Source organism: Novosphingobium acidiphilum DSM 19966 (genome assembly GCF_000429005.1).
GTDB lineage: Bacteria > Pseudomonadota > Alphaproteobacteria > Sphingomonadales > Sphingomonadaceae > Novosphingobium > Novosphingobium acidiphilum.
Window position 1 is genome coordinate 245548 of the sequence record NZ_AUBA01000002.1, and the last position, 24087, is coordinate 269634.

At 64.7% G+C, this 24087-nt stretch carries 21 protein-coding genes and 1 tRNA gene; 7 read left to right on the forward strand and 15 right to left on the reverse strand.

What is annotated here, in order from left to right:
• From uraH to G404_RS0102555, 11 genes are read right to left on the reverse strand one after another with little or no spacing between them, the layout of a single operon-like run.
• Positions 1-333 carry a hydroxyisourate hydrolase gene (gene uraH / locus G404_RS0102505; RefSeq protein ID WP_028639689.1) on the reverse strand — a complete coding sequence of 111 codons (333 nt, stop codon included), beginning with the start codon at positions 331-333 and terminating at the stop codon, positions 1-3.
• Positions 330-1526 (reverse strand): urate hydroxylase PuuD, encoded by a 1197-nt coding sequence (locus G404_RS0102510; RefSeq protein ID WP_036520055.1) that lies wholly within the window; start codon positions 1524-1526, stop codon positions 330-332. Before G404_RS0102510 ends, uraH begins: the two co-directional genes overlap by 4 nt.
• On the reverse strand, positions 1523-2014 hold the full coding sequence (gene uraD, locus G404_RS0102515; RefSeq protein WP_028639691.1) for a 2-oxo-4-hydroxy-4-carboxy-5-ureidoimidazoline decarboxylase: 492 nt from the start codon (positions 2012-2014) through the stop codon (positions 1523-1525). The genes G404_RS0102510 and uraD overlap by 4 nt, the downstream gene beginning before the upstream one ends.
• Complete coding sequence (gene hpxZ, locus G404_RS0102520) at positions 2011-2391, reverse strand: oxalurate catabolism protein HpxZ (protein WP_028639692.1); 381 nt, start codon at positions 2389-2391, stop codon at positions 2011-2013. The genes uraD and hpxZ overlap by 4 nt, the downstream gene beginning before the upstream one ends.
• Positions 2388-3269, reverse strand: a complete 882-nt coding sequence (gene puuE, locus G404_RS0102525; RefSeq protein WP_028639693.1) for an allantoinase PuuE — start codon at positions 3267-3269, stop codon at positions 2388-2390. The genes hpxZ and puuE overlap by 4 nt, the downstream gene beginning before the upstream one ends.
• The gene (locus tag G404_RS0102530; RefSeq protein WP_028639694.1) at positions 3266-4510 is read right to left on the reverse strand and encodes a pyridoxal-phosphate-dependent aminotransferase family protein; all 1245 of its coding nucleotides are present in this window, start codon (positions 4508-4510) and stop codon (positions 3266-3268) included. The genes puuE and G404_RS0102530 overlap by 4 nt, the downstream gene beginning before the upstream one ends.
• Positions 4497-5744: an allantoate amidohydrolase gene (locus G404_RS0102535; RefSeq protein WP_028639695.1), complete on the reverse strand. Its 1248-nt coding sequence runs from the start codon at positions 5742-5744 to the stop codon at positions 4497-4499. The genes G404_RS0102530 and G404_RS0102535 overlap by 14 nt, the downstream gene beginning before the upstream one ends.
• Entirely contained in the window at positions 5738-7321 is a 1584-nt protein-coding gene (locus G404_RS0102540; RefSeq protein ID WP_036520140.1) for a gamma-glutamyltransferase family protein, read from the reverse strand. The genes G404_RS0102535 and G404_RS0102540 overlap by 7 nt, the downstream gene beginning before the upstream one ends.
• Positions 7322-7325: 4 nt before the next feature.
• Positions 7326-8663, reverse strand: coding sequence for an NCS2 family permease (locus tag G404_RS0102545; protein WP_028639697.1), 1338 nt, complete (start codon positions 8661-8663; stop codon positions 7326-7328).
• A complete protein-coding gene (locus G404_RS0102550; RefSeq protein WP_028639698.1) occupies positions 8660-9988 on the reverse strand; it encodes an AtzE family amidohydrolase in 1329 nt (442 codons plus the stop codon). Before G404_RS0102550 ends, G404_RS0102545 begins: the two co-directional genes overlap by 4 nt.
• Positions 9985-11118 carry a bile acid:sodium symporter family protein gene (locus G404_RS0102555; RefSeq protein WP_084600960.1) on the reverse strand — a complete coding sequence of 378 codons (1134 nt, stop codon included), beginning with the start codon at positions 11116-11118 and terminating at the stop codon, positions 9985-9987. The genes G404_RS0102550 and G404_RS0102555 overlap by 4 nt, the downstream gene beginning before the upstream one ends.
• A gap of 195 nt (positions 11119-11313) precedes the next feature.
• Between G404_RS0102555 and G404_RS0102560 the strand changes: the two genes are divergently transcribed.
• On the forward strand, positions 11314-11937 hold the full coding sequence (locus G404_RS0102560; protein WP_425411613.1) for a cysteine dioxygenase family protein: 624 nt from the start codon (positions 11314-11316) through the stop codon (positions 11935-11937).
• A gap of 216 nt (positions 11938-12153) precedes the next feature.
• Here the strand turns inward: G404_RS0102560 and yaaA are convergent, their stop codons facing one another.
• Positions 12154-12906, reverse strand: a complete 753-nt coding sequence (yaaA, locus tag G404_RS0102565) for a peroxide stress protein YaaA (RefSeq protein ID WP_028639701.1) — start codon at positions 12904-12906, stop codon at positions 12154-12156.
• Between the two features lie 185 nt (positions 12907-13091).
• Between yaaA and G404_RS0102570 the strand changes: the two genes are divergently transcribed.
• The 3 genes from G404_RS0102570 to G404_RS17815 all read left to right on the forward strand — a co-directional run bounded on the left by G404_RS0102570 (position 13092) and on the right by G404_RS17815 (position 17223).
• The gene (locus G404_RS0102570) at positions 13092-14525 is read left to right on the forward strand and encodes a coniferyl aldehyde dehydrogenase (protein ID WP_028639702.1); all 1434 of its coding nucleotides are present in this window, start codon (positions 13092-13094) and stop codon (positions 14523-14525) included.
• An 83-nt stretch (positions 14526-14608) separates the two neighbouring features.
• Positions 14609-15136 carry a hypothetical protein gene (locus G404_RS0102575; protein ID WP_028639703.1) on the forward strand — a complete coding sequence of 176 codons (528 nt, stop codon included), beginning with the start codon at positions 14609-14611 and terminating at the stop codon, positions 15134-15136.
• A gap of 101 nt (positions 15137-15237) precedes the next feature.
• On the forward strand, positions 15238-17223 hold the full coding sequence (locus G404_RS17815; protein WP_245584352.1) for a DUF2075 domain-containing protein: 1986 nt from the start codon (positions 15238-15240) through the stop codon (positions 17221-17223).
• 153 nt (positions 17224-17376) lie between these two features.
• Here G404_RS17815 and G404_RS0102585 read toward each other — a convergent pair whose 3' ends face one another.
• Both G404_RS0102585 and G404_RS0102590 read right to left on the reverse strand, forming a co-directional pair.
• Positions 17377-18048, reverse strand: coding sequence for a DUF3291 domain-containing protein (locus G404_RS0102585; protein ID WP_245584353.1), 672 nt, complete (start codon positions 18046-18048; stop codon positions 17377-17379).
• 167 nt (positions 18049-18215) lie between these two features.
• Positions 18216-18306 (reverse strand) — tRNA-Ser (locus G404_RS0102590).
• A gap of 77 nt (positions 18307-18383) precedes the next feature.
• Here G404_RS0102590 and G404_RS0102595 point away from each other — a divergent pair.
• From G404_RS0102595 to G404_RS0102605, 3 genes are all read left to right on the forward strand, one after another.
• The gene (locus G404_RS0102595; RefSeq protein ID WP_028639705.1) at positions 18384-19340 is read left to right on the forward strand and encodes a peptidylprolyl isomerase; all 957 of its coding nucleotides are present in this window, start codon (positions 18384-18386) and stop codon (positions 19338-19340) included.
• Positions 19341-19416: 76 nt separating this feature from the next.
• Positions 19417-20577: a CaiB/BaiF CoA transferase family protein gene (locus G404_RS17820; RefSeq protein ID WP_245584354.1), complete on the forward strand. Its 1161-nt coding sequence runs from the start codon at positions 19417-19419 to the stop codon at positions 20575-20577.
• A 22-nt stretch (positions 20578-20599) separates the two neighbouring features.
• Complete coding sequence (locus tag G404_RS0102605) at positions 20600-21853, forward strand: cysteine desulfurase-like protein (protein ID WP_028639706.1); 1254 nt, start codon at positions 20600-20602, stop codon at positions 21851-21853.
• A gap of 31 nt (positions 21854-21884) precedes the next feature.
• Here the strand turns inward: G404_RS0102605 and G404_RS0102610 are convergent, their stop codons facing one another.
• The gene (locus G404_RS0102610) at positions 21885-23993 is read right to left on the reverse strand and encodes a RelA/SpoT family protein (protein ID WP_028639707.1); all 2109 of its coding nucleotides are present in this window, start codon (positions 23991-23993) and stop codon (positions 21885-21887) included.
• Between the last annotated feature and the right edge of the window lie 94 nt (positions 23994-24087).

A 24087-nucleotide genomic window follows, 5' to 3' on the forward strand; every position in this document is an offset into this window, starting at 1 on the left:
TCAGCTGCCCCGATATGTCGAATAGCTGTAGGGCGAAACCAGCAGCGGCACATGATAGTGCCCCGCCGTATCGGCAATGCCGAAATCGATGCCGACCCGGTCAAGGAACGGCGGATCGGGCAAGTCCACGCCGGCCTGACGAAAATAGTCGGCCACGGCAAACGCCAGGCAATAGCGCCCGACCTCAAGCGCGGGCAGCCCGGGACAACGACCGTCGGCGTTGGTCGTGCCCGCAAACAGCACCGTGCCGCCCTGTGTAGTCAGCGTCAGCGTCATACCCGCCGCCGGATGCCCGTGCGCGGTGTCGAGAACATGCGTCGATAGCGTGGTCATGGCGGGGTTCCTTGCGCAATCCAGCGGCCCAATGTGTTGCGTTCGGCGCGGGTCATGCCGGTGGTATTGCCCAGCGGCATGATTTCGGCATCGACCGCGACCTGTTTGATCCGCGGCGCAACCGCGCTGGCATGGGCATAGCTGTCCAGCAGCACACCCAGCGGCGCTTCGCCGAACCCGGGGTTGGTCGGGTGCGCCGCATGGCACCCAGTGCAATGTCTGGCAAACAGCGGCTGGACATCGGCATACGTCGTGGGCGCCGGACCGGCAGCCGGCGCTGCCGATTTTTCCAGCGCGACATAAGCCACGGTGACCAGCGCCAGCGCCACCGACAGCACCATGAACGCCACGCCCGACCTGCCCTTGTGCCGCAGGTTGAACACGTGCCGCACCGATACCCCGGTGGCCCCGATCAGCGCCAGCACCAGCCAGGGCCGTGTCGCGCCATAGGTCATCGGGTAATGGTGGCTGAGCATGATGAACAGCACCGGCAGGGTCATATAGTTGTTGTGCACCGAGCGCGTCTTGCCCGCCTTGCCCAAGGCGGGGTCGGGCACATGTCCGGCCTTCAGCGCCGCCACCACCTTGCGCTGGTTGGGGATGATCACGAAGAACACGTTGCCGACCATCACCGTGCCGATCATCGCGCCGATGTGCAGATAGGCCCCGCGCGCGTTGAACACCTGGCACAGTGCCCACGCCGCGCCGACCAGCACCGCAAACCACACCACCCCGAACAGCCGGGGGTTTGCCGCCAACGGCGACCGGCACAGCCCGTCATAGATCAGCCAGCCACCGCCCAGCGCCGCCAGACCGATGGCGATCGCCGCGGGCTGGGTCAGTGCCAGCCTGGACGGATCGATCAGAACGCCCCTTGCACCCAGATAATAGACCAGCACCAGCAATGAAAAGCCGCTCATCCAGGTCCAGTACGCTTCCCATTTGAACCAGTGCAGCTGGTCGGGCATGGTTGGCGGCGCCACCTGGTATTTCTGGTTGTGATAAAACCCGCCACCGTGGACCGACCACAATTCGCCCGAAGCCGCACCATGCACCGCGGGCTTGAGATGGTTGTCCAGCCACACGAAATAGAACGACGATCCGATCCAGGCGATGCCCGTGGTCAGGTGCAGCCAGCGCAGCGCCAGATTGAGCCATTCGGCCCAATCGATCGAAAACAGCGCCGCACTCATGCCATATCCTCCAGCCGCAGCCGCACGATTTCGCCGATCTGGGCCATTGCGGCGGCGATCTCGTTGTCGCGATCGTTGCCCAGCCGCTGTTCCATCGCGGCCAGGATCCCGGCCTTGTCGGTCAGGCGCACGCAGATGATGAACGGAAATGCAAACCGCGCGCGATAGGCGGCGTTGAGCGTGTGAAACCGCGCATATTCCGCAGGCGTCAGGCGGTCGAGCCCGGCCGAGGCCTGTTCGGCCGCCGAAGCCTCGGTCAGCGTGCGATCGATCGCAGCCTTGCCCGCCAATTCCGGGTGCGCGCGGATCAGCGCCAGCTGTTCGTCAGGGCTGGCTGCATGCAGCGCGGCCATCAGCCCGGTGTGCAGGTCGGCAAATGGGCGCAAGCCCGCTGCGCGTGCCACAACCCATGGCGAATGTTCGAACAGCGCCCCGAACCGGGCGACAAAGGCGGCCGTGTCGAGCGCGTTGATGTCGGCAAGGGTCAATGCGTTTCCCCTTCCAGGCTGACATGCGCCGACACCACTTTCCAGCCGTCGGCAAAGCGCACCCAGGCCTGGCTTTGCCGACCGCGCCGGGTGCTGTGTTCGCGGAAGAATTCAGCGTCGGCGGTGGCGAACGCCGTGCCATAAACGGTGATCGCGACATGGCCCAGGCGCCGCTGCGGCGAACCGCCGCGGCCTTTGCGAAATTCGCGGATGGCATCGATGCCATACAGCACTTCACCCACCCCAAACCGGTTGGTGGTGGCGGCATCGTGAAACAGTGCATCCATTGCCGCCACGTCGTCGGCCATCAACGCGGCTTCATAGGCGTGGAACGCGGCCGTGACTTCGGCCAGCAGCGCGGGATCGTTGATCATCATGCCGGATGCACCTTGGTCCAGTGGCGGGCGATATCGATGCGCCGTGCAACCCAGGCATCACCGCAGGCAATCACATGGTCGACAAACCGTGCCAGCGCGCGCGCGCGCGCCGGGCGCCCGGCGATGCGCCCGTGCAGCCCGATCGACATCATCCGCCCGCCTTCGTCGCGCAATTGTTCAAATGTATCGACCAGATAGCGGAAAAACTGGTCACCCTCGGTAAAGCCGTTCAGCGCGACCATCTTCATATCGTTGGCATCGAGCGAATAGGGCACGATCAGCTGCGCGCGGCCATACTGCCGATCCCAATAGGGCAGATCGTCGGCATAACTGTCGGCATCATAGGCAAAGCCCCCCTCTTGCGCGACCAGGCGCGCGGTGTTTGGCGATGTGCGCCCCTGATACCAGCCCAGCGGGCGGCTGCCGGTGACCTGCGTGTGCAGCGCGATGGCCTGCGCGATATGGTCGCGCTCCACCTCTTCCGGCACGGTCTGGTAATCGATCCAGCGATAGCCGTGGCTGGCAATTTCCCAGTCGGCGGCACGCATCGCAGCAACCGCGTCGGGGTTCATCGCCAACGCGCGCGCCACACCGAACACCGTGACCGGCAGGCCCGCGCGCGTGAACAGACGATGCAGCCGCCAGAATCCCGCCCGACTGCCATATTCGTACAGGCTTTCCATCGCCATCGCGCGCGCAGGGTGGCTGGCGGCGCCGACCATCTCGGACAGGAACGCCTCTGACCCGGCATCGCCGTTGAGCACGCTGTTTTCCGCGCCCTCTTCGTAATTGATCACGAATTGCACTGCCACGCGGGCCCCGCCCGGCCAGCACGGATCGGGCGGCATCGCGCCATAGCCGACCAGATCGCGGATCATGCCGTTGCGTCCCATGCGGCCAGCGCCGCCGGCACCGCCGCGCCTGCGGGCAGGACCATGCCTTCAGCCGTCAGGCAGGCTTCGAGCGCGCCCAGCGTCAGCAGCACCTTGTGCTTCATCGCGTTGTAGCCCATCGCGCCAAAGCGCCAGATCCGCCCCTGCAGCGGACCGAAGGCGGTGCCGATTTCGATCTCGAAATGATCGCGCATCGCCACCCGCACGCGTTCGCCGTCGATCCCCTGGGGAATCCAGGCGCCGGTCACATTGGTCATGCGGTGTGCGTCATCGCCAAATACCGTCAGGCCCAATGCGCGCAGGCCCGCCGTCATCGCAGCCCCTGCTCGACGATGGCGGGCAAAGCATGCCTCAAGCCCTTCGCCCAACACCACGCGGGCGCATTCGCGCGCGCCGTAAAGCATCGAGGTGGCCTCGGTATGGTGATTGAGCCGCTTTTCCGACCAGTAATCCATGATCATCGCCAGGTCGAAATAGTTCGAACCGATCCGCGCACCGGTGCCATCGACGATGTCGGTGCGGCGGATGCCCTGTTCGACATGGCGGCGGTTGAAAATATGCGCGGCGGCCGCATCCGAAATGGTGATCGGCGCAGATCCCGATGGCCCGCCCAGACATTTCTGCAGGCCGCCGGTCACCACATCGATGCCCCAGCGATCGGCAGCGATCTCCATCCCGCCCAAGGTTGCGGTGGCATCGACATAGGACAACGCCCCTGCCGCGCGGCACAAGGCACCCAGACCTTCCATCGGTTGCGCCATCGTGGTCGAAGTGTCGCCATGGACCGAGGCCACTACGCGCGGATTGCAGCGGGCGATCGCATCGGCAATCGCATCCATCGCCACGACTTCGCCCCATGGCACATCGACCGTTTCAACCACCGCACCGATGCGCCCGAGGATTTCGGTCAGCAACAGGCCGAACCGGCCGAAATTGATCACCAGCACGCGATCGCCGGGCACCACCAGGCTGACCAGCGATGCCTCGATCGCGGCGCGCGCTGTGCCGTCGATCAGCATGGTCCAGCGGTTGGCGGTGCCGAACACCGGCCGGTACAGCGCCATGACCTGGTTCATATAGGCGGTCATTTCCGGATCAAACTGACCCAGCAGGTCTGCCGACATCGCGCGCAGCACACGCGGGTGCGCGTTGACCGGGCCCGGCCCCATCAACAGGCGCTGGGGCGGATCGATTTCACCGAACAGCAGCGGATCAAGAGCGGGCACAGGCGTCTCCCAGTTTTTCGACAAAGCCGACCATCACCTGCAGCGCCACTTCGGCGTCGGCGGGTTCGACATGTTCGGCAGGGTTGTGGCTGATCCCGCCGCGGCAGCGGATGAACAGCATGGCGGTCGGGCACAGCGCGGCCATGACCATGGCGTCGTGCCCCGCGCCCGACACCAGGCGGTGAACCGGTTGGCCCGCGTCGGCCACCGCCGCATCCAGCAGGTCCTGCAAATGCGGACCGCACGGGCTGGCGGGCAGATCGTGGATGCGTTCGATGCCAACGCCCAGGCCACGGCGTTGCGCGATGGCCTCGATCGCGTCCAGGATGGCATCGGCGGCGCGGTCACGCCGTGCCACATCGCCCGATCGCACATCGATGGTAAAATCGACCTGACCGGCAATCACGTTGGCGGCACCGGGCCCTGCGGCAATGCGGCCCACCGTTGCCACCACGTCCGACCGGTCGGCCAGCGCGATGGCTTCGATTGCCACGATCATTTCGGCCGCGCCGGCCAACGCATCGCGGCGCAACGGCATCGAGGTCGTGCCCGCGTGCCCGGCCATGCCGTCAACCTGCACCCGATAACGCAATTGTGCGGCAATACCGGTGACTACGCCGACCGCCAGGCCCTGGTCCTCAAGCACCGGGCCCTGTTCGATATGCGCCTCAAGATAGGCCATGACCGAACCCGGTGCGCGCGCCGCCGTGCAGAACCGCGCCACATCGACCCCCGCATCGGCCAGCGCCACGCCATCGCCATCGACCAGGTCGAGCGCTTCGGGTGACAGGGTTCCCGCCACTGCGCGGCTGGTCAGCATCGCGGCGGGAAAGCGCGATCCTTCCTCGTCACCAAAGGCAATGACCTCGATCGCAAACGGCATGCGGCGCCCGGTGCGGTGGAGTGCGGCCACCGTCTCGATCCCCAGCATCACCCCCAGCGGCCCGTCATAGCATCCGCCATCGCGCACGCTGTCGAGATGGCTGCCGATCATGAGCACGGGTGCGGCAGGATCGCTGCCCTCATACCGGCCCACCAGATTGGCCGCAGGATCGCGCGACACCGCCATGCCGGCCGCTGCCATCCAGCCCGACAGCGCATCTTGCGCGGCGCGATAGGCCGGGGTCAGATACCCGCGATAAAGCCCGTGGGGCATATCGGAATAGGGTATCACGCCCAGCGCATCGCACCGCGCCACCGCGCGCGCGCCGCCGGTGGCCAAAGCGTCTACCATGCGGCCACCCCGCCATCGCTGCGCGGATCGGTGGCACCTTCAAGCCGGCCATCGGCATGGCGCACAATCGCGCCGGCATGGCCCATCGTCGCGGTCAAACCGCCGACGCGTTCGACATCATGGCCGGCTGCCGCCAGATCGCCATAGAGCGCATCGTCAAACCCGTCCTCGATCTTCAACGTGGTGCTCTGTTCGCCCCAGGTCCGGCCGAGCAGCCAGCGCGGTGCCGCAATGGCAGTCTGCAGATCGACGCCATAGCGGGCATAGCGTGTGAACAGCGCGGCCTGCGTCTGCGGCTGCCCTTCGCCGCCCATCGTGCCATAGGCCATGACCCGGCCATCGTCGAACCGTGCCAGCGCGGGATTGAGCGTATGAAACGGCTTGCGCCCCGGGCGCAGCGCGTTCCAGCCATCGGCGGCCAGGCGAAAACTGCTGCCCCGGTTTTGCCATATGATCCCGGTTTCGGGCAGGACCAGCCCCGAGCCGAATTCGAAATAAGTCGACTGGATCGCGCTGACCACCCGGCCCTGGCCATCGGCAGCGCCAAACCAGCAGGTGTCGCCCCATTGCGGCGGCTGCGGCCAGGGCAGCGCCGTGGCGGGATCGATGGTTGCAGCCACCGCAGCAAGCGCGGCCGGATCATCGAGCAGCGCCTGACAATCGAAATCGTGATACGCGGGATCGCCGACATGCCGGTCACGCAGCAAAAATGCCTGCTTGGTCGCCTCGACCAGCCCATGCACATGGGCAAACCCGTCGGCCGTGTCGGCCGTCAGCCGGTCGAACAGCGCCAGGATCATCAGCGACGCAAACCCCTGCGTCGGCGGCGGACTGTTGAACAGGTGTGCACCGGCAATGCGCGTGTGCAGCGCCTGGTGACGCGTTGCGCGATGCGCGGCCAGATCGACAAGCCCGACCGGGCTGCCCAGCGCGGCCAGATCGGCGGCCACCCGTTCGGCCAGCGCCCCGCGATAGAACGCGTCTGCACCATCGTGCGCCAGCGTGTGCAGCGTCTGTGCCAGCAGCGGCTGGCGCAGCACATCGCCCTGACGCAACGGCCGTCCCTGCGGCTCGAAAATCGTGGCGTAGGCACCCGGCTGTCCGCGCAGTTCATCGCCCTTGGCCGCGGCCAGCGCCGCGCCGCCTGCGGTAACCGCAACGCCAGCCTCGGCATGGGCGATGGCATCGGCCACCAGCCGACCCAACGGCATCGCGCAGGCCGGATCGGTCAGCACCTCGGCCCAGGCCGACAGCGTACCCGCCACGGTGTTGGCCGCCAGGCCCCCGCGAAACGGCACAGCTTCGTGCCCGGCATACATCGCAAGATCCGCCGCGGCGGCGGCACCGCCGCAGCCCTGGACCGATTGCACCCGCCCGTCGGGCTGGGCGATCAGCCAGAACCCGTCGCCGCCGATCCCGGTCATGTGCGGATAGACCACCGCCAGCGTCGCCGCCACGGCAACGCTGGCCTCGATCGCATTGCCGCCATCGCGCAGCACCGACAGCCCCGCGTCAGCCGCCAGCCGATGCGGTGCGGTGACCATGCCGTTGCGGCCTGAAACGGTGATCAATTCCATCATGTTATCCCGCAGCCATCCATACAAAACGCACCACAAACAGCCCGGTCAGCACAAACAGGAACCAGTCAGCCTTTACCGCCCGTCCGCGCGCCAGTTTCAATCCGGCATGCGCGGTGATGCCAAAGGCCAGGCCATTGGCGATCGAAAACGTCAGCGGGATCATCGCCACGGTCAAAAACGCCGGGATCGCCGCCATCGGGTCTTCCCAATCGATTTCGCGCAGGGGCAGCAGCATCAGCCCGCCGACCACGATCAGCGCGGGCGCCGTGGCCGCCAGCGGCACCAGCTGCGCATACGGCGCCACAAACATCGTGGCCAGGAACAGCAGCCCGGTCACCACCGCGGTCAGACCGGTGCGCCCGCCCGCCTGCACCCCGGCGGCGCTTTCGACATAGCTGGTTACCGTGCTGGTGCCCGCCATCGCGCCGACGATGGTGGCCACCGCATCGGTCATCAAGATGCGGTTGAGTCCGGGAATTCGGCCCGACGCATCCATCAATCCGGCGCGTTTGGTCACCGCCACCAGCGTTCCGATATTGTCGAACAGGTCGACGAACAGGAACACGAACAGGATTTCAACCAGGCCCAGCCCATGCCGACCCGACAGCCCGAACACGCCCGCCAGATCCAGCCTGAACGCGGTGCCGGTCAGTGCGGACAAGCTGTAAGGCTCTGGATGAAAGGAAACCTGTCCCAGCGCCCAGCCAACCAGCGTTGTGGCGACGATGCCGATCAGCATCGCTGCGCGCACGTTCCACACGCTCAGCGTACCGATCAGTGCCAGGCCGAACAGCGCCAGCGCCGCACCCGGCGCCTTCAGATTGCCCAGTGCAACGATCGTGGCCGGGCTGCCGACGACGATCCCGGCATTCTTCAGCCCGATAAACCCGATGAACAGGCCGATCCCGCCCGCCACCGCGGCAAACAGGGTATTGGGGATGACCGACACGATCAATTGGCGCACCCCGGTCAGCGTCAGGAACAGGAACGCGACCCCCGAAATCAGCACGCAGCCCAGCGCCACCGGCCACGGCACCCCCATCTGCTGCACCACGGTAAAGCTGAAATAGGCGTTCAACCCCATCCCCGGCGCCAGCGCCAGCGGCGTGTTGGCCACCAGCCCCATCAGGATCGAGGCAAAGGCGGCGGCAAAGCATGTCGCCGCCGCAACCGAAGCCACCGGCATCCCGGCCTGGCCCAGGATCGCCGGATTGACCAGCACGATATAAGCCATGGTCAGGAACGTGGTGAAGCCCGCCAGCACTTCGGTCCGCGCCGAAGTGCCGCGTTCGGCAAACGCGAAATAGCGACCAAGCGCCCAATCCTGACCCGATGTCATGCCATTTCCCCCACCGGCAAGGTGCTGCCGGTCCAACCTTTGTCTTCCAGCATGGCGGCAAAACGCAACAGCGCCGGTTCGCCCCCCGGTTTGCCGACCAGTTGCAGGCCCAACGGCAACCGCCCCGGACGGCGCAGCGGCACGGCCAGCGATGGCAGGCCGGTAAAACTGATCGGCTGGGTATGCACGCCCAGATCGGCACGTGCGGGAACCATGGCCCCGTCGATCATGATGCGCGGATCGGCAATCGGCGGCGCCACGCACGGCGCGGCGGGCGCCAGCATGACATCATACACCGCCACAAGGTCGAGGATTTTCTGTTTGAATTGCAGCCGAAATTCCTGCGCCTGTTCGTATAGCCCGCGCGGCAGCAGCGCCCCTGCGATCAGGCGATCGCGCGTGGCCGGATCAAATTGCATCGGCGCACGGCCCAATGCCTGCGCATGCAGCGCCCCGCCTTCGAAGGCGGTGATCACAAACGCTGCCGAGCGCGCCCGCGCAATGTCGGGCACGGCGATCAGCGGCGCATCCGGCGCAATCGCATCGATCGCGGTCAGCTGGTCGGGGTCCGCGTTATCGCGGAACCGGCCGCCCAGCCGCGCAACGCGCAATTCGTGGCCGGTGCCGGCGACGTCGGGCGATCCGGCCAAGACCTGCCACAGGCATTGCATGTCGGCGACCGAAGCGGTGAACGGGCCCACATCGTCAAAGCTTTCGGCAAAGGGAAATACGCCCGCCATCGGCAGTGCGCCATGCGTTGGCTTCAGACCATAAAGCCCGGTCAGGCTGGCCGGGACCCGGATCGATCCATTGGTGTCCGATCCCAGCGCAAACGGCACAATCCCCGCTGCCACCACCGCGGCCGATCCGCCCGACGATCCGCCCGCCAGCCGCGCGGGATCATGCGGATTGCGCGTTGTGCCGTGCCGCGCGTTGATCGTGGCAAAGCCATAGGCAAATTCATCCATGTTGAGCGTTGCCACCAGCACGGCGCCAGCCTGGCGCAGGCGTGCGATGGCTTGCGCATCGTGGGCCGCGGGTGCGGCATCGGCATAGATGGCCGAACCGGCAGTGGTCGGCAGGCCGGCCACATCGAACAGGTCCTTCACCCCGTAGAGTACGCCCGCCAACGGACCGGGATCGCGTCCTGCGGCAACCGCGGCATCCACCCGCCCCGCCTCATCGCGCGCACGCTCGGCCAGCACGCGCGTGACCGCGGCGAACGGATCACCCTGCGCCAGCCGGGCCAGGCAGGTTTCGGCCAGATCGATCGCGCGCACCTGCCCGCTGCGCACGGCTGCGGCAATTTCGATCGCCTGCATCAGTCGCTGCCCCCGGACAAGGTGGCCGCATGGCGGCCAAGCAGCGCCAGATTGGCGACCACGCCGGGCATGCACGCCTCGGGAATGACCATGCCCCGCGCCGCCGCCACGTGCGCCGCCTGGTCTTCGCCCTGCGGCACCCGGATCGCGGCATCGCGCAGCGCCGCTGATCGGCCAAACCGTCCGGCCAGCACGGCACAGGCAAACAGCTGCAGCTGGTGAAAGATCATCAGCGGCAGGACGACCATGCCGACGGTTGCGGGCGCAAACAGCGCGGCCGCCATCGGCACACCCGACACCAGGCTTTTCTTTGATCCGCAGAACAGCAGCACGATCGCATCGGCCCGCGTCAGCCCGACCAGCCGCGCCACCATGACATTGACCCCCATGACCACCGCCAGGATCAACGCCGAAACCACCAGCAACAGGCCCAGTTGCGGCACGGTCACCTTGGTCCAGATGCCGTTCACCACCGCCGCGCTGAACGCGGTATAGACCACCAGCAGGATCGAACCGCGGTCAACCGGTTGCAGGATTGTCTTGTGCCGATCGACCCAGCCGCCAATCACCGGGCGCAGCAGATGACCGCCGACAAACGGCACCAGCAGTTGCAACGCGATTGTCCGCGCCGATCCCCACGATGAGACCGCGCCCGCCCCTGCCGAATGCATCAGCAATCCGACCAGCAGCGGGGTCAGCACAATGCCCAAAAGGTTCGACAGCGATGCGCTGCACACCGCGCCCGCGACATTGCCCCGCGCCAGCGCAGTGAACGCGATCGAGGACTGCACGGTTGACGGCAACAACGTCAGGAACAGCAATCCTGCCCCCAGCCGCGGATCGATCACCCCACCGATCAGCCCGGTTACCGCCAGCCCGACCAGGGGAAACAGACCGTACGTCGACGCAAAAACCAGCCCGTGCAACCGCCAGTTGCCAATACCATCGACGATTGCTGCGCGCGACAGCTTGGCCCCGTGCAGAAAGAACAGCAGGGCAATCGCCAGATCGGCCGCAACCCCGAACCAGCCCGCGGCCACGCCCCGGGCGGGCAGCGCCGAGGCCATGGCGACCACGGTCACCAGCCAGATCAGGAACGGATCTACCGACGGCAAGGACGATCTTCGCAGCATGGGCCAAGCTCATGCCTGCAAACACCCTATCGATCCACTGCAATCATCTGAACGGATTGTTGCAAATAATAGCGCACCCCTCACCCCTGTCTGTGCCCGCGTCCTGCGCGGCAGGTCTGCGGCACACGCGGCTTGACATCCCGGGCGCGCAACCGCCTCATCCGGCATGTTTCCCTTCCCGCACGGAGGCCATTCTTGACGATCGACACTGCCGGACAAGCCGCCCACGCGAAGGGCCTTGCGCGGCTGCGCGGGTTTGTCACCAGCTTTGCCGAACTGCTGTCGGGCACGCAGGACGAAGCCGAAGTGCTGCAGTCGGGTGGCAAACTGCTTGCCGCGCTGGTGGCACATGACGACTGGCTGCCTGATGACTGTGCCGTACATCATCCCGACCGGTACCAGCAATATCTGCTGCATTGCGACAGCCGCGAACGGTTCAGCGTGGTCTCGTTTGTGTGGGGGCCGGGCCAGGGCACGCCCATCCACGATCATCGCGTGTGGGGCCTGATCGGCATGTTGCGCGGGCGCGAACGGGCCGAGCGTTATCATCGCGCGCCCGACGGCACCTTGCGCAGCGACGGCACGGTCGGCATGCTGCGGCCCGGCGAAGTTGAAGCCGTCAGCCCGCGCGTGGGCGACATCCACCGCGTGTGGAACGCCCTGCCCGATACGCCGTCGGTTTCGATCCACATCTATGGCGCCAATATCGGCGCGGTTGAACGCGCGACGTATGACCCCGACGGCACGCCAAAGCGCTTCATTTCGGGCTATGCCAATGCGCACCTGCCCAATATCTGGGACAGGTCTGGCCGGGCATGAGCGTGACCGCGCACCACGTCCGCCGCGCCGGCCGAGGGCAGAGGCGCGCTGGCACCTGCCCCCGCGCGATGGGCCGGTGGTGGTCGATCCGGATCGATCGCGATATGGGTAGCCCCGTCCTCCACACCCGCCCCGGCAGTCCGGCACACCCTGCGCAATCGGCGCCGATCACGCCACAGCGCATTGCGATGCCGTGCGCGAACAGCACGCCCCGGCTCAGGCGCGGATGAACTGCCAGCGATCGGCATCGCTCTGGTCTTCGGCAAAGCGATAGCCATCGCTGTCAAAGCCGCGCATCGCATCGATGTCGCAGACATGGTGTTCGCACAGCCAGCGCGCCATCATGCCGCGTGCGCGCTTGGCGTTGAAGCTGACAAAACGCGGCCCATCGGGACCAGGCTCGCGAAACTCGACTTCGATGATGCGCGCGCCTTTCAGCTTGCCTTTGACGGCCGCGAAATATTCGACGCTGGCAAGGTTGAGCACTGTGCCCGACCCCTCGTCGGCAAGCTGTTGCAACAGAAATTGGGCAATGCGCGACCCCCACCAGTCGGTCAGCCGGGTCTGGCGCGGCGCCCAGCGCGTGCCCATCTCCAGGCGATAGGGCCGGATCGCGTCGAGCGGCCGGAGCAGGCCATAAAGGCCGGACAGCATCCGCACATGCGACTGCGCAAAGGCCAGCCCCGCTTCGTCGAGCGAATGCGCGTCGAAGCCGGTATAGACATCCCCGGCAAAGGCGAACAGCGCCGGCCGCTCGGGCAAAGTGTCAAAGTCCCGAAAACGTGTCGCATTAAGCTCGGCCAGGCGCGGCGAAATATGCATCAGCTGTGCCAGCTGTTCCTGCGACAGCTGTGCCGCTGCTTTGGCAAGATCGTTCGCAGCTTTGGCGAAATGCGGCCTGGTAACCTCTGTGGGCGGTAACGCGCGCTCAAAATCGAGCGTCTTTGCGGGGGAAAGAAGGACAATCATGTCGGCGCCCGTAAAGCGAATAGGCGCCTGCGTCAAAACACGCGGCAGGCGCCGCCGCCGCGTGTTACGAACAAGCTGTAGTTCGCAAAATATAGCAAGGCATGCATTGGCAAAGTGTGTGTAACGGTGCAAAATCGATCGAACGTCGGGGCTTGGGCCCGCAGGTCCGCGAGAGGATGACCAGGATGACCACGTCTCAAACGTCGATGCAGGCGATTTTGGAGCAGCAGAAGCAGGCGCATCTGCGCGAGGGGCCGCCTGATCTGTCGGTGCGCAAGGATCGGCTCGATCGCTGTATCGGCCTGCTGGTCGATTATCGTGGCCAGATCGAGGACGCGCTCAACGCCGACTTTGGCTCTCGCTCGCGCGAAGCCAGCGCCTTTACCGATATTGGCGCATCGATCGGCCCGCTCAAACACGCCCGCGACAATCTGGCAAAATGGATCAGACCCGAACGTCGAAGCACCTCGCCGCGCATTCTGGCGCTGTTTGGGGCACGCGCCGAGGTGCGTTTTCAACCCAAAGGCGTGGTCGGCGTGATCAGCCCGTGGAATTTCCCGATCAATCTGACCTTTGCACCGCTTGCCGGCATACTGGCCGCAGGCAACCGCGCGATGATCAAGCCATCGGAATACACGCCCCTCACGTCGGCGCTGATGGCCGAGATGTTTGCCAAAGCCTTCACCGAACAGGAAATCGCGGTCGTGACCGGCGGGCCCGAGATCGGGCAGGCCTTTGCCGGCCTTGCCTTCGACCACCTGATTTTCACAGGCGCGACGGCGGTTGCCCGCCACGTGATGCGGGCGGCCGCTGAAAACCTGGTGCCGCTGACTTTGGAACTGGGCGGCAAAAGCCCGGTCATCATTGGCCGGTCTGCCGATATGGCCACGGCCACCGCGCGCATCATGAACGGCAAGACCCTGAATGCCGGGCAGATCTGCCTGGCGCCCGACTATGTGATGACCCCGGAGGAAACGCTCGACGGATTTATTGCCGGGGCGCAAGGGGCAGTGCGGCAGATGTTTCCGACAATCAAGGACAACCCCGATTACACCGCAATCGTCGCGCAGCGGCACTTTGACCGGATCACCGGCTATATCGATGATGCCCGCGCCAAGGGCGGCCAGATCATCGAACTGAAACCCGAGGCCGAGGACCTGGGCCAGCAGGAGCACCGCAAGATTGCGCCCACGCTGATCATCAACGCCACCGACGACATGAAAGTGATGCAGGAGGAAATTTTCGGACCGGTCCTGCCGGTCAAAACCTATCGCTCGGTCAGCGAAGCGATCGACTATGTCAACGCGCATGACCGACCGCTTGGCCTCTATTACTTCGGCAGCGATGCGGCCGAGCGCGAAAGCGTGCTGCGTTCCACCACGGCAGGCGGCGTCACCGTCAACGACGTGATCTTCCACGTGGTGCAAGAGGACCTGCCGTTTGGCGGCATCGGCCCCGCCGGCATGGGCAGCTATCACGGGATCGATGGCTTTCGCGAATTCAGCCACAAAAAGGCGATTTACAGCCAGATCGCCAAAGACATCGGCCCTTTGAAGGCCCTTCGCCCGCCCTATGGCCGCGGGATCACCAAATTCCTGGCAGGCCAGATCAAACGCTAGGCAGCGTGGACGAAACCGTGGCGCTGCGGAATGTGTCCGCGCCGCCTGGTCTGACAAGACCGTTTGGCAAAGGACCTTGTTGCATGGTTTCGAAGACATGGATCATTGTTGCGGCAGCAGTGTTTGCCTTGCCCCACGGGGCCAGTGCCGCCGACCAGGTGCCGGCGTGCACGACGCCCGGCAGTCTGCCGACCGAGCTGGCCGCGTGGGCCACGCCGGTCGCGCGCACCGCTGCCGCCAGCGCCGCACATTTGCCGGATGCGGCGCTGGTCATCGGCCAGGCGGCAACTGTGCCCCTGATGCAGACACCATCGGTGGTGTATCCGCGGCGGCCCGAAAAGCCGGCAGGGGCGGCCAGCTTTGGCGGGCTGCTGCAGGTCGCCGTGGCGGCGCGCGGAACCTATCGCGTGGCGCTTGGGTCCGCAGCGTGGATCGATCTGGTCGATGGCAATGGCGCAGCGGTGGTATCGGCGGCGCACAGTCATGGCCCGGCGTGCAGCGGGGTGCACAAAATCGTCGACTTCGTGCTCGCGCCGGGTACCTACATCTTGCAGATTTCCGGCAATGCCGATCGGGTCGGCAAAGTTCTGGTTGTGCGCTTGCCCGGCTGACGCAATCGGCGCGACGCCACCGGGGCACGAATATCGATCGAATTCGTGTTGCCACCTGCCCCCAAATCATTTGAGTATGCGCCAAGGCCACAGGGGGTTTGATGCGCGCCTATTACTCGGCAAATCGCGAGCAGTTTTTTGCCGACACCCCTTCGCATATTCTGGGTGAGCTGACCCGGTGGCACCATTTTGATGTCGAGCCCGGGCAACGGCAGGCCTGGCTGACCCAGATCGAGGTGATGCGCACCGCGCTTGCCGGCACGAACGATTTCACGCTGTACTTTGAATTCGCAATCCCGCGCATGGGCAAGCGCGCCGACGCCGTCGTGATCGTCGGCCGGGCGATCTTTGTCATCGAATTCAAGGACGGCCAATCGCGGTTCGAACCCGCGGCGATGGAACAGGTCGAGGATTATGCGCTCGACCTGAAAAACTTTCATGAAGGCAGCCATGCGCTGGCGATCTTTCCGATCCTTGTCCCGACCCTGGCACGCACTTCGCGCGACATTCAGCTTGAACTGGCGTTTGATCACGTGGCCAGGCCTTTGCAGCTCTGCCCGCAGGATCTGGGGCCCGTCATCGGCATGTTTGGCGCAGACCACCGCGCGCCCGATTTCGATGTGTCGGCATGGCAGGACAGCGGCTATCGCCCGACGCCCACGATCATCCAGGCGGCGACCGCGCTTTATGCGCGGCACAATGTCGCAGATATCACGCGCAGCGACGCTGGCGCCATCAACCTGACGCGCACCGAAGCTGCGGTCAACCACGCGATCGAGGCCAGTCGCAGTGGCAATCACAAGGCGATCTGCTTCATCACCGGCGTGCCCGGTGCCGGCAAGACGCTGGCCGGACTGAACATCGCCACGCGCCGCAGCGCGGGCAAAGACGATAACCACGCCACATTTCTTTCGGGCAACGGCCCCCTTGTCGATGTCCTGCGCGAAGCGCTGGTTCGTGATCATCGCGCGCGCACCGGGGGGCAACGGTCGGCGGCCGAACGCCACGTCCGGGCGTTTATCCAGAATATCCATCATTTCCGTGATGAATATGTTCATTCCAGTGCCGCACCGTCCGACCACGTGGTTATCTTTGACGAAGCGCAGCGGGCCTGGAACCGGCGCAAGGCCGCAAGCTTCATGCGCCAAAAACGCGGCCTGGTGGATTTTGACGTGTCCGAACCGGAATTCCTGTTGGGCGTAATGGACCGCCACCCGCAATGGTGCACGATCATCTGCCTGGTCGGCGGAGGTCAGGAAATCAATGATGGTGAAGCCGGCCTGAGCGAATGGATGGCGGCCCTGAAGAACCGGTTTGCACACTGGCAGGTCCATACATCCGACCGCATCGACCATCCCGATTATGACCTGAACCACGATGCGCGGGCCTTTTTGACCGGGCCACGCGTCGTGCTTGATCCAGACTTGCACCTTGGGGTGTCGATGCGCTCGTTTCGCGCCGAAACGCTGTCGAGCTTCATTTCGCATGTTGTCGATGGCGACGCGGCCGCCGCGCGCGCGGCATGTGCCGGGCTTGAACACTATCCCATCGTGCTGAGCCGCGATCTGGACGAAGCTCGGGCCTGGCTAAAGGCCAGGGCGCGCGGGTCGGAACGCTATGGCCTGGTTGCCTCGTCCGGCGCGTCGCGGCTCAAAGCGGTGGGTCTGAACGTCAAGGCGGCAATCGAACCGCCCAACTGGTTCCTGAACGGTCGCGACGATGTGCGCTCGTCGTTTTACCTCGAAGACGTCGCCAGCGAATTCGACGTGCAAGGACTGGAACTGGACTGGACTTGCGTCTGCTGGGACGCCGACATGCGTCATGATGGAACGGGGTGGAAACCGCACAAATTCAAAGGCACGCGCTGGCAATCGGTCAACGACAGGTTCCTCCGGCTCTATCTGAAGAACGCCTACCGCGTGGTGCTGACGCGTGCACGCCAGGGCATGGTCATCTTTGTGCCGAAAGGCTGCGACAACGACCCGACCCGAGATCCAGACCTCTACGACGGTATTTTCACCTTCCTCCAGCGCTGCGGGTTAACAGCGCTGCACCCGAACGGTGATACAGCTGTCTTGGATTATTGATGCCCGCGATCAACCGCGCCAATTGCCTAAATTCTGTGTCTTTGGGGCTGACAGGCGACAATGCGTTGCGCGAAAACGGTAGGCACCACCACTTCGCGGGTTCGCTATCCGCGAAGCCGTTCCACGGGCTGAGGTGCCGTTCACACCATAGCGTTATTCAATGTGCCCTGGTTCCGCAAAGCGCGCCTTGAACGTGAATGCGAATGGCGAAGACCCAAACCGATCGATCATCCAGAGCCGTGACAGGCCTTCCGCAACAGTTGGTTGGTGGCCCTTTTGTACCCACCACAATGCCTGATAGGCACCTTCAAATCTTTCGAAATACGCACGACGCCGCGACATTTCAGCCGCGTGCCCGCTGCGATAGACATACGCAAACAGCGCTTCCGTATTCGTCCACACCGACATGTTCACAATTATGAGGGGGTCGGGCGTTGCCTGCACGTCAGTTGCGTTGCCGGTCTCGCTTTGGAGGCGCCAAACGAACCCGGGCGCGCCATCGGCCATAGCGTTGATGCGGTCGAGTGCATCAAAGAACGGTTGGACCCGGGCATCCCCGTGGGGGGCCAGCAAACGCCCGATATTAATTTGGGCAATCTGCCATTCTGTTTTGCCCATTTTCGTGTTGCCGGCACCGTTCATTATCAAACCTTCATATTTATAACCATTTTTTGGCGCATATTGGCAAAATGCACAAATAGCCATTTTCGGCTTCTCGAAGTCCCGGGCCACGAAATTCAGGGCCAGTATCCCCATCGCGAGCGCTTCAGAAACGGCGGCTTTGCAGGCGTGCCATGCAGAACGCCCACGCCTCGGGTTCTCCACCCACCCGCCTGCCATGAGACCGTAAAGCCATGAGAAGAGACGAAAGCCAGTCAGAAACCGATTTTGGCGCTTCCGGCAATTTGCAAGGCTTAGATGCCAATGACAAAACGGTGCGGAAGCTGGGAATGTCTGGCCTCTTGAAGGCCCATCTCGTTGGTTCGCAGTCGTGGCGGAGCGGGAGGGATTCGAACCCTCGATACGCTTTTGGCGTATACTCACTTTCCAGGCGAGCGCCTTCGACCACTCGGCCACCGCTCCGCATGCTCTGGATGAGCGACGCGCCTAGACGCATGGCGGGGGTTTCGCAAGGGCGCAGGCGGTGGCATGGTGTGAATATGTCGAGATCAATCCATCGCTCGTTCCGCCCCGGTCTTGTGCTGTTTGCTGCGGCCCATCTGGCGCTTGTTCCCGCCACCTGCCGGGCAGACGCCGGCGACGTGGCTTCGCCGCCCGAGATCGTGGCGGCGGCAAGACCGGGCGAATGGGTGGCGATTGCGCCGTCGGACTTGCTGGTGATGGATCTTGCCCCCGATACGGCGGGCCGCGCGCGGCGTGTGGTTATCCAGTTGCTGCCCGCGCCGGTTTCACAAGCGTGGATCGGCAATATCCGCAAACTGGCCGCGGCGCACTGGTGGGATGGCACCAGCATCAACCGGGCGCAGGACAATTATGTGGTGCAATGGGGCGACCCCAACGGCGATGACAAGGCAAACGCAAAGCCCCTGCCGCCTGGCCTGATCGACACCAGCGAAGGCGGCTATCTGACGCCGCGCTTTGCCCTGCCCGCAGGCGCCGACACCGCGCTGGCGCAGGGCGGCGATGCCTATGCCCCCGAAACACGGATCATTGCCGGGTGGCCGATGGGGCTGGACAAGGACCACGCGTGGCCGTTGCATTGTTATGGCATGGTTGGCGTGGGGCGGGACAATCCACCCGATGCCGGCAGCGGCGCCGAACTGTATGTCGTGATCGGCCATGCCCCGCGGCAGCTCGATCGCAACATCGCGCTGGTCGGGCGCGTGATCGAGGGGATCGAATTTCTGTCGATCCTGCCGCGCGGCACCGCAGCGCTGGGGTTCTATACCACCGCCGGCGAACGCGTGCCGATCACGGCCATCCGCAACGGGGCCGAGGTACCCGGCCTGCCGACCTATCAGATGCTGTCCACCACCAGCGCCAGCTTCGCCGGCTATGCCGCCGCCCGTGCCAATCGGCGGGACCGGTTTTTCGTGCATCCGGCGGGCGGGGTCGACGCGTGCAACGTGCCGGTGCCGGTGCGCCGCGTGCCATGACAGCATGATCGTCATGGCGGTTGTGCGGCCTTAACCGATCGATTAGGCTTGTGCTATCACCAGGGGAGATTGCCGCGTGGCCGCGCCTAAAATGCTGGATGGCATCCGTATCGTCGATCTGACAAGCGTGGTGTTCGGCCCTTATGCGACCGAGATCATGGCCGATCTGGGCGCGGACGTGATCAAGGTGGAAGGACCGACCGGCGATCAGTTCCGCCACGCCGGACGCCCGCGCAACACCCCCGGGATGGGCCCCTGCACGCTCAATCTCAACAAGGGCAAACGCTCGCTCGCGGTCGATCTGAAGACCGACGCGGGCAAGGCCGCGCTGACCGCGCAACTGGCCGAGGCCGACGTGTTCATCCACAATGTGCGCGGGCGCGCGATCGAACGCCTGGGCTTTGGCTATGACGCGGTGCGCGCGATCCGGCCCGATATCATCTATGTGCATTGCGTGGGGTTCGGCTCGGGCGGCGCCTATGCCGATCTGCAGGCCTATGACGACGTGATCCAGGCGGCCACGGGCACCGCCACGCTGTTGCCGCGCGCCGACGGCAATCCGGCGCCGCGCTATTTGCCTTCGCTGATCGCCGACAAAGTGGCCGGGCTGCACGGGGCCTATGCAATCCTGGCGGCAATCGTGCACAAGCTGCGGTTTGGCGGCGGCCAGTTCGTCGAAGTGCCCATGTTCGAGACGTTTGCGCATTTCATGGCGCAAGAGCATCTGTTTGGTGGGGTGCTGGTTCCGCCGCTGGAACCGACCGGATATCCTCGCCAGATCGATCCGGCGCGCCAGCCGTTTCCGACCGCCGACGGGCATATCAGCCTGGTGCCCTATACCGATGCTGCGCTATGCAAGGTGTTTGCGCTGCTGGATGCCGATGACCTGTTGCACGACGTGCGCTTTGCCACCCCGCGCGACCGCGCTGCCAATATCAGCCAGGCCTATGGCGAAATCGCCCGGCGCACGCCGATGCGCAGCACCGCCGAATGGGCACGTCTGTTTGCCGAACACCAGATCCCGGCGATGCCGGTGCGCGACCTGGCCGATCTGACCACCGATCCGCATCTGGTCGAGGTTGGCCTGTTCCAGCAGCGCACGCACCCGACCGAGGGCGATTATCTGCACCTGCAGGCGCCGGTCCGGTTTTCGGTCGGATCGTGCGAAACGGGTCCGGCGCCCACGATCGGGCAGGACAATGTTGCGCTTGGCGCGCCCGCGCCAACCTGGCCTTGATGGCCGCCTTGCCGGAGAAACTATGACCCCGTTCCCCATCGACTGTGTCCGCGCACGTTTTCCCGCGATCGCCGGAACCGACCGGCCACCGGTGTTCCTGGACAATGCGGCGGGCACACAAGTGCCGCAATCGGTGATCGATGCCGTGGCGCAGGGCATGGCGCAGGGCGCGTGCAACCTGGGGGGCAAATTCGCCGGTTCGCGCCGTGCGATGGACATCTGGGATGCCGCCCACCAGGCAGGCGCCGATATCGTGGGCGCCCCGACCCCGCGCGGGGTGATCATCGGCAGCAGCATGACCGCGCTGACGATGCATATATCGCGTTCGATCGGGCGGCTGTGCCAGCCGGGCGATGAAATCGTGCTGACGCGGATGGATCACGAAGGCGATGTTGCGCCGTGGCTGCTGATGGCGCGCGATCATGGGCTGACCGTGCGCTGGGTGTCGTTCGACACCGACAGCTGGCAGATCGAGCCCGAAGCGCTGCGCGCCGTGATGTCGCAGCGCACGCGGCTGGTGGCCATGAATTATGCCAGCAACATGACCGGGTCGATCAACGATATGGCCGCGCTGGTGCGCGTCGTGCACGAATTCGGCGCGTTGGCCTATGTCGACGCGGTGCAATTGACCCCGCACCGCCTGCCCGATGTCGTGGCGATCGATTGCGATTTTCTGGTCTGTTCGGCCTACAAGTTCTTTGGCCCGCACATGGCGGTGCTGTGGGGCCGCGAAAGCGTGCTCGAGGGGCTAGAAGCGTACAAATGCCGCTGTTCATCCGACGAATTGCCCGAACGGTTCGAACTCGGCACGCCGCAAACCGAATTGCTGGCCGGTCTTGTCGCCACGGCCGATTACCTGGCATCGCTGGGTGATCTGGCGGGCCATACCGGCACCCGCCGCGAACGCATGCTGGGTGGATATGCCGCGTTCGGCGCGTATGAAACTGCGCTGACGCTGCGGCTGATCGAAGGCATTCTGGCCATTCCGGGCATCACCATCCACGGCATCACCAATCCCAACCGCATCGCCCAGCGCGTACCCACCGTGTCGTTCACGCACGACCGGATTGCCACGCATGCCTTTGCGCAAGGACTGGCCGATCAGGATATCTGCGTCTGGTCGGGGCACAATTACGCGCTCGAACCCGCCCGGCAGCTGGGGCTGGACGAAGACACCGGGGTCGTGCGCCTGGCGATTGCGCATTACAACACCGGCGAAGAGATCGAGCGGACTTTGGCGGCTCTTGCGGCCGTGGCAGCAGCCGCGCGCGCCTGAAACAGCGCCCTGCCGGGCCAGATACTGGCGATCAGATGCGGTCCGCCTGCGCCACCGCGTCGCTGGCGCGCAGCGCGCTGATGATGCGGGTCAGGTGGGCCAGATCGCGCACCTCCAGGTCAACCACATACGTGTGGAACGGGTTTTCGCGCTGGGTCATTTCCAGATTGACGACGTTGGCGTGGTTTTTGCCGAAAATGCCCGCCATTTCTGCCAATGTGCCCGGGCGGTTGTACAGTTCGGCGCGCAGGCGGCCGACCGCGCCGTCGTTCGGGGTTTCCCATGACAGGTCGATCCAATCGGCATCGACGCCATTGGCCAGTTGCAGGCAATCGATCGAATGGACCTCGACGCCCATGCCGGGCCGGCGCAGCCCGACGATGCGGTCGCCCGGCACAGGGTGGCAGCACGGGGCCAGCTTGAACGCGGCGCCCGGGGTCAATCCGCGCACGGCAATTGCGCGTTGCTGCCGCGGCCAGGAATCCTGCGGCCAATCGTCACCCTGCGGCAGGTTGGCGGCACTGCCCGGCACCAGCGCCTCCATCACTTGCCGATCGCTGACGCGGGCCTGCCCGATGGCCACCATCAATTCGTCTTCGTTGTTGAATTTCAGGCGCTTGATTGCCTCGTTCAGCGCCTTTTTGCCGATCTTGGTGGGCAGGCGATCGACGATTTCGTCATAGAGCTTGCGGCCGATCACGGCGATATCGGCGCGTTCCTTCTGCCGTACGGCGCGGCGGATCGCGGCGCGCGCCTTGCCCGTCACGGCAAACGACAGCCACGACAATTGGGGTTCCGAAGTGCGGCTGCGGATGATTTCGACCACATCGCCATTGATCAGCGGTGTGCGCAACGGCACATGGCGGCCATTGATCTTGGCGCCCACCGCTGCCGCACCCAGATTGGTGTGCACGGCAAACGCAAAATCCACAGGCGTGGCGCCCCGCGGCAACTGAAACAGAGCACCCTTGGGCGTAAACGCAAAGATGCGATCCTGGTACATCGCCATGCGCGTGTTTTCGAGCAGTTCCTCGGGATCGTTGCTGGCATCGAGGATTTCGACCAGATCGCGCAGCCAGCCGACCTGCCCGTCGGGCTGCAAGCCGCCCTGTTTGTAGGCCCAGTGCGCCGCCAGGCCATATTCGTTGGTCTGGTGCATTTCCTGCGTCTTGATCTGAACTTCCACGCGCATCGCGTTGTTATAGATCAGCGATGTGTGCAGGCTGCGATACCCGTTGATCTTGGGCGTCGAGATATAGTCCTTGAACCGGCCCGGGATCATCTGCCAGGTGCGGTGCAGCAGGCCCAGCGCGGCATAGCAGTCTTCGACCCGGTCGGTGACGACGCGAAACGCCATGATATCGGTAATCTGTTCGAACGACACGTGGCGTTCGGCCATCTTCTTCCAGATCGAATAGGGGTGCTTTTCTCGGCCCGCCACTTCGACCCGCAGGCCCGATTCCGCCAGCGCCTGCTTGATTTCCAGCGCGATGGCATCAACCTGGCCTTCGCCCGCGGCGCGGATCGCCTCAAGCCGGCCGGTGATCGTGGCATAGGCGTCGGGTTCCAGTTGCTGAAACGCCAGCAACTGCATTTCGCACATATATTCGTACATCCCCACGCGCTGGGCCAGCGGGGCATAGATTTCCATCGTTTCGCGCGCGATCCGACGGCGCTTGTCCTCGCTGCGGATGAAATGCAGCGTGCGCATGTTGTGCAGCCGGTCGGCCAGCTTGACCAGCAGGACGCGCAAGTCCTCGCTCATCGCCAGCAGGAACTTGCGCAGGTTTTCAGCCGCGCGCTCGTTCTCGGTCATGGTTTCGATTTTCGACAGCTTGGTCACACCATCGACCATGCGCGCCACATTGGCCCCGAACAGGCGTTCGATTTCCGCCGTCGTGGCCAGCGTATCCTCGACCGTGTCGTGCAACAGCGCGGTCATGATGGTTTCCTGATCGAGCTTCAGCTCGGTCATCAGGCCCGCCACTTCGACCGGGTGCGAAAAGTACGGGTCGCCGCTGGCGCGTTTCTGCGTGCCGTGTTTCTGCACGGTGTAGACATAGGCACGGTTGAGCATCGCCTCGTCCGCATCCGGGGCATAAGCGAGCACGCGCTCGACAAGTTCATACTGACGCAACATGGTTTTCCCACGATGGGGGCACATGTGCGCACAGGGCAAGGAAAAAGGGCCGCCCGTGCATACGATTCGTTGATCTTTTCGTGGTTAATCCATT

Excerpts from the sequence above, each read along its gene's own strand:
- G404_RS0102610 (WP_028639707.1), bottom strand. The coding sequence starts at position 23,993 with ATGTTGCGTCAGTATGAACTTGTCGAGCGCGTGCTCGCTTATGCCCCG.
- G404_RS0102555 (WP_084600960.1), bottom strand. The coding sequence starts at position 11,118 with ATGCTGCGAAGATCGTCCTTGCCGTCGGTAGATCCGTTCCTGATCTGG.
- G404_RS0102535 (WP_028639695.1), bottom strand. The coding sequence starts at position 5,744 with ATGGTAGACGCTTTGGCCACCGGCGGCGCGCGCGCGGTGGCGCGGTGC.
- uraH (WP_028639689.1), bottom strand. The coding sequence starts at position 333 with ATGACCACGCTATCGACGCATGTTCTCGACACCGCGCACGGGCATCCG.
- G404_RS17815 (WP_245584352.1), top strand. The coding sequence starts at position 15,238 with ATGCGCGCCTATTACTCGGCAAATCGCGAGCAGTTTTTTGCCGACACC.
- hpxZ (WP_028639692.1), bottom strand. The coding sequence starts at position 2,391 with ATGATGATCAACGATCCCGCGCTGCTGGCCGAAGTCACGGCCGCGTTC.
- G404_RS0102540 (WP_036520140.1), bottom strand. The coding sequence starts at position 7,321 with ATGGAATTGATCACCGTTTCAGGCCGCAACGGCATGGTCACCGCACCG.
- G404_RS0102510 (WP_036520055.1), bottom strand. The coding sequence starts at position 1,526 with ATGAGTGCGGCGCTGTTTTCGATCGATTGGGCCGAATGGCTCAATCTG.
- G404_RS0102575 (WP_028639703.1), top strand. The coding sequence starts at position 14,609 with ATGGTTTCGAAGACATGGATCATTGTTGCGGCAGCAGTGTTTGCCTTG.
- puuE (WP_028639693.1), bottom strand. The coding sequence starts at position 3,269 with ATGATCCGCGATCTGGTCGGCTATGGCGCGATGCCGCCCGATCCGTGC.
- G404_RS0102570 (WP_028639702.1), top strand. The coding sequence starts at position 13,092 with ATGACCACGTCTCAAACGTCGATGCAGGCGATTTTGGAGCAGCAGAAG.
- yaaA (WP_028639701.1), bottom strand. The coding sequence starts at position 12,906 with ATGATTGTCCTTCTTTCCCCCGCAAAGACGCTCGATTTTGAGCGCGCG.
- G404_RS0102595 (WP_028639705.1), top strand. The coding sequence starts at position 18,384 with ATGTCGAGATCAATCCATCGCTCGTTCCGCCCCGGTCTTGTGCTGTTT.
- G404_RS0102605 (WP_028639706.1), top strand. The coding sequence starts at position 20,600 with ATGACCCCGTTCCCCATCGACTGTGTCCGCGCACGTTTTCCCGCGATC.
- G404_RS0102545 (WP_028639697.1), bottom strand. The coding sequence starts at position 8,663 with ATGACATCGGGTCAGGATTGGGCGCTTGGTCGCTATTTCGCGTTTGCC.